Origin of the sequence: Jiella soli, from assembly GCF_020615385.1 — a bacterium.
In the GTDB taxonomy this organism is placed as follows: domain Bacteria; phylum Pseudomonadota; class Alphaproteobacteria; order Rhizobiales; family Rhizobiaceae; genus VKMB-3413.
Map to the genome: position 1 here is coordinate 1 of NZ_JAJAVB010000018.1, position 1541 is coordinate 1541.

Here is a 1541-nt window from a genome sequence, read left to right on the forward strand (position 1 = left end):
CGCGCGGGCCGGTCTACGTCAGCCTGCCGCGCGAGACGCTCTGCCAGCCCTGCCCATCGGACGGCCTGTCGGATCCGCCGAGCCTCGCACCGGCCCGCGCCTATCCGGACCCCGCCGCAGTTTCGGAGGCCGCGCGCATCCTCGCGCAGGCGAAGCGCCCGCTGATCATCGCCCAGCGCGGCGCCGGTTCCGCCGAAGGCTTTGCCGCGCTCGCCAGGCTCGCATCCGATTTCGCGATCCCGGTCTGCCAGTACTGGGCGATCCAGCTTGCCATCGCCACCGATCACGAGATGGCGGCGGGCGCCGATCCCGCGCCATTCCTGGCCGAGGCCGATGCCATCCTCGTCATCGACTCGCTGGCCCCGTGGTCGCCGGAAATCCACGAGCTGAAGCCCGGCTGCAAGGTGATCCAGCTCGGCGAAGACCCGCTCTACGCCCGTTTTCCGGTCCGCCATTTCCGCTCCGACGTCACGCTCGCCTGCGACACCGCGACCGGCATCCTTGCTCTTGCCGAGGCGATGCGGCCGCATGCCGACGCTGCAGGAGAGCGTTGCCGGACCCGGCGCAAGGCCATCGCGCCGCAGATCGCGCGGCTGCGCGAGGAGACGCTGGCGCGCTCTCGCGCCGGCAACGGCAAGCCGCCGACCAAGGAGTTCGTCAGCCTCTGCCTGTCGAACGCCATCGCCGGCCGCCCGGCCCGGGTCCTGTCGGAACTCGGCTGCCCGCTCGGACCGCTGACGCTGACCGAGCCCGGCAGCTGGTTTCAGGAGCCGCATTCGGGCGGCCTCGGCTGGTGCTTTCCGGCCGCGCTCGGCATGGCGCTCGCCGATTCCGGTCGGCTGACCGTCGCGACCATGGGCGACGGCTCATACATCTTCGCCAACCCCGCCGCCTGCCACCAGATCGCCGAGGCGCTGGCGCTGCCTGTGCTCATCGTCGTCGTCAACAATGCCGAATGGGGCGCGGTACGCCAGTCGGTCCTCGGGATCTATCCGGACGGCTATGCGGCGAAGACCAACACGATGCCCCTCACCTCGCTGTCGCCGACGCCGGATTTCACCCGGATCGCCGAGGCGAGCCGCGCCTGGACGGCGCTCGTCACCGACGGCGCCGAACTGGAAGAGACGCTGAAGCGCGCGGTCCGGATCGTCGAAAGCGAGCGGCGCCAAGCCCTCGTCGAGGTGCGGGTCCGGCCATAAGAACCCTTATGGAGAGATCCGCGGATAGGCGTGTCCGCTCTGCAACTTAATCATTCGCTGGGAGAGAATGAAGACGCTTACCCTCGGTGCCACGATCGTGGCCTGTCTGAGGCCTCTGTGTGGATTGGCGTAGGGTCTCGACGCCGATCAGCGCGGTAAACCGTTCATCTTATTTGGATGAGTAGGGTCATCACGCGGTGCCCAATAACACCTTGTGCCTTCATCTGCCGGCGCAAGGCGTCGCTGTCGTAGGCCGCATCGGCGAGCAAGGCCTGCCCCGGACCGACGGTGTCGAGCATGCCGGCGGCCGAGCGGCCGTCATGAGCTTGCCCGGCGGTGAGA

Annotated in this window: 1 protein-coding gene and 1 pseudogene; one reads left to right on the plus strand and one right to left on the minus strand. The window is 68.9% G+C overall.

Annotation, left to right across the window (positions count from 1 at the left end):
- On the plus strand, positions 1–1199 hold a 1199-nt coding region (locus LH400_RS10820), incomplete at its 5' end, for a thiamine pyrophosphate-dependent enzyme (RefSeq protein ID WP_229152697.1).
- Positions 1200–1408: 209 nt separating this feature from the next.
- On the opposite strand, the pseudogene LH400_RS10825 reads toward LH400_RS10820, so the two are convergent.
- Positions 1409–1541, minus strand: a pseudogene (locus tag LH400_RS10825) (IS5/IS1182 family transposase); the annotation flags it as partial.